Source organism: Methanobrevibacter sp. (assembly GCF_017447225.1).
Taxonomy (GTDB): domain Archaea; phylum Methanobacteriota; class Methanobacteria; order Methanobacteriales; family Methanobacteriaceae; genus Methanocatella.
The window spans coordinates 1-7,911 of sequence record NZ_JAFSNZ010000011.1; the positions used below are offsets into that span (position 1 = coordinate 1).

4 protein-coding genes are annotated in these 7,911 nt (G+C 31.2%); 1 reads left to right on the forward strand and 3 read right to left on the reverse strand.

Going from position 1 to position 7,911, the window contains the following annotated elements:
* Positions 1-354, reverse strand: a 354-nt coding sequence (locus IJQ68_RS00830; RefSeq protein ID WP_292795707.1) for a helix-turn-helix domain-containing protein, incomplete at its 3' end; no start/stop codon positions are given.
* Between the two features lie 358 nt (positions 355-712).
* Here IJQ68_RS00830 and IJQ68_RS00835 point away from each other — a divergent pair.
* Positions 713-1,636, forward strand: coding sequence for a hypothetical protein (locus IJQ68_RS00835; protein WP_292795709.1), 924 nt, complete (start codon positions 713-715; stop codon positions 1,634-1,636).
* A 70-nt stretch (positions 1,637-1,706) separates the two neighbouring features.
* On the opposite strand, the gene xerA is transcribed toward IJQ68_RS00835, so the two are convergent.
* A complete protein-coding gene (gene xerA, locus IJQ68_RS00840) occupies positions 1,707-2,690 on the reverse strand; it encodes a site-specific tyrosine recombinase/integron integrase (protein ID WP_394355661.1) in 984 nt (327 codons plus the stop codon).
* A gap of 427 nt (positions 2,691-3,117) precedes the next feature.
* Positions 3,118-7,788: a right-handed parallel beta-helix repeat-containing protein gene (locus IJQ68_RS00845; RefSeq protein ID WP_292795715.1), complete on the reverse strand. Its 4,671-nt coding sequence runs from the start codon at positions 7,786-7,788 to the stop codon at positions 3,118-3,120.
* Positions 7,789-7,911: the final 123 nt, after the last annotated feature.

The window sequence follows — 7,911 nt, forward strand, 5'->3', positions numbered from 1 at the left end:
GAATAAGGTATATATCATTTCTCGTACATCTTCAATTGTTAATCCTTTATCGCTAGTTGTGATGGCTTCATAAAGAATTTGCAGTTTTTCATCGTCTAATTCTGATTCAAGGCCACAATTACTATAATCAGGCATTAATCCATCAATACCTTTCTCGTTATATTCTCTGACCCAACGTTCACCTGTTTTTCTAGAAACATTCATAATTTCAGAAGCTTTTTTTATCGTATCGCCATTTTTAACCATTTTAATTAAATATGCTCGCCGATAAATATTGTACGAATCCTTATGTTCTTTTATAAGATCATTTAAGTCATTATCCGTTAAATGTTCTTCAATTTTTGCGACTTTCATAATTATTATATATGAACTTCATAAGGTATAAACTTTTCCAAAAAAACTATTGATTCATTGGAACAAGGATTATATTTTTCCAAATTTTCTTCCTTATATAAATTCATAATATTCATATTTTGCCTGTTGTTCATAGTGTGAGATTATGAGATTTAAATATATACTCACAAATCAGTATATTTTAAGTACTTTTTTTGCTTTTTCCCTGCACATGTAATTTTTCTAATTTTATGTAAATTTTGCTTTAAGTTGGTTAAATTGATTTAATAAATATATAAAGATTTATATATTTGTTTTAACAATTATTATTTGTTGAATATTTTTTAATTTAATTTTTAGGAGGTTATAATTTATTATGATGAAGGGTAATAAATATTTAAAAGCAAATGATATTTCGATTAAGTATGCTGAGATTATGTTTCCTAAGCATCTGCATCATTTTCTGGGTCTGCCTGGTGAATTTTTAAAGCCATGTCCTACTCATCTGATAACTGCTGATAAGAGGGATTTGGATATGGATATTCTGTATCATGTTTATACTGACAGGAATTTGCTGATTAATTTGGAGCAGCAGACTACTCCTGTTCGTGATGATAAGATTCTTGCTTTATGCCAGTACAGGGATTATTCCAAGACTAATTATGGCATTCCTGTTTTGAGTGTTGTAGTGTCTTCAGTTGATCCAAGTAAGTCCATTAATCGTTTTGAGCTGACAAAAAGCGATATTATTGTTCCTCAGTATTTTTTTATCAGTTGGGATGGGACAATCGAAATATTAAATAAGATTGAAAACATAATTAGTAATAACGATGAGTTGGAGTATGATGATGCCTTGTATTTGGCTTTTCTTCCAATTTTTGCACCGAAAAACCATGCAGAATCACTGGTGGAACGTTCATGTCACCTTTTTTCCAAGGCAAATATTGACCATTACTTTAAAAGGGAACTGGTATTTGTTGTTAAAATCATGATTGAAAAGCATATAGGTGATAAAAGTAAAGTAAATGAATTGAAGGAGTTGATTAATTTGGATGAAGCTGTAGATGAAGTATTATTGAGTGTTGCACTTAATGAAGATTTGAATGCAAAACTTAAAGAAAAAGAAAGAGAATTCATGTCAGAATTAAATAAGAAGGATACTGAATTTAAATTGGAATTGGATAAGAAGGATAATGATTTGAAGAATATGGGCGTGTATAAGAATGTTTTAATGGAATTGAAGAAAAAAGGCATTATTAATGATTCTATGTTGAATGCTATGAATTTTAATATTGTCCTTTAGATTAATATATGTGTCTGTCAGTTAATGACAGACACTATTTTAAATCATTCACTGGAAAGGTGTGTACTATTTATCCCAGATATTTTCTGTGTGCTATTTTCACGTTGTTCTGGTTTACTATTGCGTAATGCATGGTTGTGTCTATTTTTACGTGTCCCAGGAGTTTTTGTACCTGTTCTATTGGCATTCCTTTGTCTATTGCCTGCGTTGCAAGTGTTCTTCTGAATTTGTGGGGATGGAGGTTGGGTATGTCTGATTTTTCTCCTATCTTTTTGAGTCTTACCTCTACGCCGTTTATTCCAAGTCTTTTGTGTGGTCTGTTTAGGCTTACGAATAGTGCTGGATTGTTGTCGTTTCTTGTATTGAGGTATTGTTTGAGGTGTATTTTGCATCTTGCGTTGAAGTATACTATTCTTTCGGATCCACCTTTTCCTTGGACCAGGCATTCTCTTTCCTGGAAGTTTATATCATTTTTGTTTAGTTTTACCAGTTCTCCTACTCTTATTCCGGTTGAGAGCAGCAGTTCTATTATTGCTCGGTCTCTTTTGTTTTCGCAGTTGTCTATGATGGTTTCTATGTTTTCATCTGTAAGAGTTTCTTTCACGACGATTCCCTTTTTTATCCGGTGTATTCTTTTCACGGGGTTTTTCAGTATGTAGTCTTCTTCCTCCAGCCAGGTGAAGAATGATGAGAGTATTCTTCTCATGTTGTCTATTGTTGTTTTTGAAAGGTTGTTTTCTTCTTTGTATGTGGTCAGGTAGTTTCTGAGGTCGTCTGTTGTGATGTCTTCTATTCTTTTGTTTATTTCTTTCAGTATTTTTTCAAGTATTTTTTTGTAGTGGTGTATGGTTTTCGGTGAGCATCCTTCTGTTTTTTTGGCTTTTAGGAATAGTGTTAAGAGCTCTTTGTTGTTTAGGTGTTGTGTGTTTTTTGTTGTTGTGATTTGTATGTCTTTGAATTCGTTTTTAAGTATTCTGTTTAGCTGTATGTACTGGTTTTGGTTTAGGTGTGGTTTTATTTGGTGTTGTATGCTGTTTATTATTTCATTTTTCATCATCTTTATTTTTCCTCCCTCATATTTTTTGGGTGTAATTTAGTGTTTTTTTTTCTTATACTTTTATTATCTTTTTTTATTTCGGGGGGGGGGAAATGAAAATGTTTATATAGTATTTTCACTAATGTAATAATTGTCTTTTAGATTTTTTTGATTGTGAAATCTTTAATCTGGAGGACTTGAAAAAAGTATTTGGATATTTTTTTGATTCCTTGAAAAAAATGGGATTATTATTTTATCCTCTTAAAAGAAACTGCGAAAAAAATATATTTCGACTGCATTTAATTGGTTGAAATGGAATTCATATATTTTTTGTGTGTGTTCATTTTTATTCTGATTAAGTGGTGTTGGAAGAATGCCTTTTTTTGATTGTTTCATCTTATATGTGAATGATTAAATAATGGTGTTTTTTATTTTTTTAGTTTTTTTAAAATTGAAGGATAAATAGGTATTCACTTGATATTGATGTGTTTCTTTTTATGCCGGATTTGCTGTCCAGACCAACAATAGTAACATTAGTCAAGTTAGCATTACGTAACTGTTCAAAAGTTTCACTGGTAAACATGTAATCCTCATCACAGATAACAATAACACCACCTGGAAGAATACCATCTAAAGCCTTAGTCATTGTAGTAGCAGTAGCATTACTGTAACCCTGACCACGATCCTCCATACTGACATAAACCATATTATACCAAATTTTAACACTACTACGGTTATGAGCATACTGCTGATAAGGATCACTACCCAAGAAGATATCTGAACTAATAGTAGGTAAAATACCATCATAAGAAATATCCGCACGATTACCAGCATATTCACCAGCAACATAGTTTCTATTAAAGTAACTGTTTTTAATAGTAACATCAGTGTAATCAGCCACATAAACAGCACTACCAAATGATACATCAGTAACATTTGCAACATTACCCGTGAAATTACAATCATTAAAGACAGTACCATTCACATTAACATAAGCAGCACCACCAAAAGTAGCATTATTACCAATAAACTCAGCATCATTAACAACAACATTAGATGCATTCACATATAAAGCACCGCCTTCTGTAGCATTATTTGCTTTGAATAAATCATTACTTAAGGTAATACCTGAAGCATTAACAAAGACAGCACCACCACGAGTAGCATTATTACCAGTATAATTATTATTCATAGTTAAACCACGCATAGCCATAGCATCAACGAACAATGCACCACCATTAACACCACTATTGTTTGAGAAAATATTACCAGAGATACTATTGGATGCAGCAAGACTGTTAGTGAAAGACAAATACAATGCACCATTATCAGCATTATTACTGGTGAAATTATTATCTAAAATATTCACAAGTGCAATATCACCAATAACACTTAAAGCAGAACCCACACCAGCAGTATTATTCACAAAAGTATTATTCACTACTGAAATAACACTACCTTGAACAACAACACCGCTACCACTGTTAACACCATATATTAATTGTGAAGCATTAACAAAGACTGAATCAATTATAGTAATATTCTGTCCGTTATTGATGTATATGTGTCCACCATTATCAGCAACACTATTATTAGTGAATAATGAATTAGATACCTGTATATTACTTGCATTAATATATAATGCACCACCAAAACCGGCAGAAGCATTATATGCACGGTTACCTGTGAAATTACAATCCAATATACTGGTATTATTACCATTAACTAAAATAGCAGCACCATAACCGGCACTGTCTCCACCATTATCTATGAAAGCACAGTTTTTAAATAAAACATTTTCTCCATCAACAATGACAGCACCCTTAGGATTATCAGCATAAGTTATATTATATGCAGTTAAACCTGTAATATAGTCCGGTACATGGAAACGAATATGCTTGAGAGTAGTATTATTACCTAAAAATACAAGATTATCACTCATAACAAAACCCGGAATATTATCCGGCATCAACATATCACTACGCTGAGCACCATATAATGTGGAGTAGTCGTAGGTTTCACTTTGGTTTACAAAGATTATTGTACATCCGTCACCTGCTATACTGAAAGCAGTTTCAAAAGTACCGGCATTTTGACGGCTACGAGCATTACCTGTACTGTTCGCTGTTGCGCCCGGAGCCCTCCAGTTAGGATAATCCAATACTACGTAAACATAATCCCCTACAAGACTTGTTAAGTTACCTGCAATATTATTGTAATATCTGCTGGTATGATTAACAGTACTGTTGGTAAAATCATCAATAGTTACAACATAACCAGATCCCACAACATGCTCAAACTTAACAGCACCACCCATACTATTATTAGTACCATAAGTATACTCAGGGTCTAGTTCAGTTCCGGTTGCATTGTTGTCAGTGAAGTTAACATTACGTAAAACTATACGGTTAGCACCATTATGAACATAAACAGCACCACCATATAATCCAGTATTACTTGTGAAATTAACATTCTCCAAAGTGAAATAACTACCAGTACCTAATACCTCAAAAGCACTACCATTCAAAAGACTGTTATTTCCATTTTTAAATTCACTATCCTGAATTTTCACACCACTACCATTAACCAGTATATGTCCAGTATAATTATCGAATGTGCTTGAGATTATTTTACTTCCTTGGTTTAAAGTCATAATCTTATTTGAAGTGAAATTAGTATCAATGAATATTAAACCAGATAATGTAACATCACTAAAATCACCACTGAAGAAAGATCCCGAAGTTACATTATTCAAAATAAAACCATCCAAATCAACACCATTATCGAACACCAAATAATCTAAAGAGTTGGTGAAATTTACAATCTCAATATTCTTGTAAGAAGCACCACCATATGCACTATCGTAACGAAATGCATATATGTCTTTACGTGAATTATTTATGTTGATTAGTTTTATTCCATTAAATTCAGCGTTGTATACTCCATTAAATAGATGTGCATACCCAGTATTATTCGTATTATTTATTACAATATTATTAAAAATAACTTTACGCGTCATAATAGGTTTACTATTACTATAAATATGTAATGTTATATTGGAATTACTAATATTTATATTACTAAATTCAAGATTATTAATATCTTTATAAACCTGTGAACTCGATATTGCGTATAATCCTGTTAGTGAGGATCGTGTAATGTTTATATTTTTAAATATTGAATTACATCCTACCTTTGATGTAATAAAATAACCGAATTTTGAATCTGTGATATTTACTCCATCCACTGTTAAAGAATTTAAATCATGAGTGTAGTGTGTAAATAAATCTCCAGTTGTATTTACATGTTTAAATGTTAGATTGTATACTTTTGTAGTGTATGATAAGTATATTGGAGTAAAAGTTATATTGTTGAAAGTACAATTGGTGATTGTTGTGTAAAAACCCATCCAAATATAGTTTGTTAAGTTTTTAAAGATTAAATTTTTAATATTATATGAGTTTTTAATAAGTAAACTTCCATTTGTTATTATTACATTGTTTTCATTATCTAAAATAAAATTTATGTTATAAGTTGATTCTTTAAGGTCGTAGGTTCCTTTTTTTACGTGAATAGTACCGTCTTTTACTATATTGGTTAATGCAAATGTTAAATTACAAGCATTACTCCAACTAGAACCATTACCAGTACCCGTTTCATTAACATATAACTCTTTTAAATAACTTATATTATTACCTTGATTAAGTATACGAGCACCAGTATTATTTATAAATGAACCAGCACCATTATCTATTGTAATATCATAATTTATAGATTCTGGTATGTTTATAAATTTATTATTAATTATAATATTTTTTTGTCCATTTTTAATATGTATAACTGTATTACCTGTAGTTGAGTTATCAAAAGTACAATTTTCAATAATCACATAACCTACACCAGTAGTAGGATAATACGTAAACATATTGGTACAATTAATAAAAGTTACATTAATGTATGAATCAACACTATCGCTGTATGGAAGATAAATTTGATTACACTCAATAAAAGTACAGTTAATATAACTATTATCCCTCATACGATTAGAAACACTATTAGTAGTTGAATCGGATATTCTTGTGAATTGGTGGAATGTACAGTTTTTGAATGTTGCATAGTGTAATGCCTGATATGAGAAATACTTGTTGTGGCAGTAGAAGTTGCAATCTGTGTATGTTATGTCTGAGTTACGACAAAAAATAAGATTACCCCTTGTATCGTCAAAGTTACATTTTTCAAATGATAATCCACTTGTTGCTTCATAAAAAACCACACCATACCCTCCTGAAAAACAGTTTGTGAAGTTGGAGTTGTAGAATGATACATTGGATGAACTTCCCAGTACTGCAACACATGCATATCCACCCATATTGTAATTGTCATGTATATTTAAATTAGATATTTTTAAATTTAATCCTGCACAGGATAATGCAGCACCACGACGATCACCAGAAGAATCCCTGCATGAGGTTATATCTACTTGTGTTATTTCTCCGTTTGCTCCCCACCATGCTATTCCTCCGGAAGTTGCGTAATCTCCAGTATTTATCGTACATTTACTGATATTGGTATTGATTAATTTTCCATTATCACCTAACCAGTAAACAGCTCCTGCATAACTTTCAGTATTATAGTGGGCGGAGTATCCGTTAATGATATTTATGTTTTTTATTGTTACATTGTCTTGTGTTACTTTAAAAGCATAGCTTTGACTATTTCCATTGATTGTATATCCGTTTCCGTCTATTGTGATGGATTTATCAATAGTTATACCTTTTGTGTCAGTTGTTCCTTTATATTCATAATTTTGCTGTAAAATGATTGTGCCTGAGGATAGTTTTATTAGATTTTCTAAATCAGCAAAACTTCCAGTTGTATCATCATTTGTTGCTTTTAGTACACTACCAGAATCACTATTTCCAGCAGTTAATACTTCTTCATCATTACTATACACACCCAAAGTATTGCTCACATTATCCTGAGTAATACCTAGTGTGTTTTCTTGTGAAATTGATATGGCTTGATTGTCTGTTTCATTAAGTTCTGTTGCACTTACAGTACTTATAGAGAAAATTAAACATAAAATCAAGCAGAAAATAATTATTTTCGATTTCATTGTTTATCAAAATCCTCCATTTTAAAAAAGATTTTATTTTTTTTTTCGTATACGTTTTTTTTAGTGTAATTTGAATATTTTGTTTCCGTTTTAAATGGAATGGATTAATACCTATTTATCCTC

Bases quoted from the DNA above. Each gene is read 5' to 3' on its own strand.
- IJQ68_RS00835 (WP_292795709.1), top strand. From the start codon at position 713: ATGAAGGGTAATAAATATTTAAAAGCAAATGATATTTCGATTAAGTAT.
- xerA (WP_394355661.1), bottom strand. From the start codon at position 2,690: ATGAAAAATGAAATAATAAACAGCATACAACACCAAATAAAACCACAC.
- IJQ68_RS00845 (WP_292795715.1), bottom strand. From the start codon at position 7,788: ATGAAATCGAAAATAATTATTTTCTGCTTGATTTTATGTTTAATTTTC.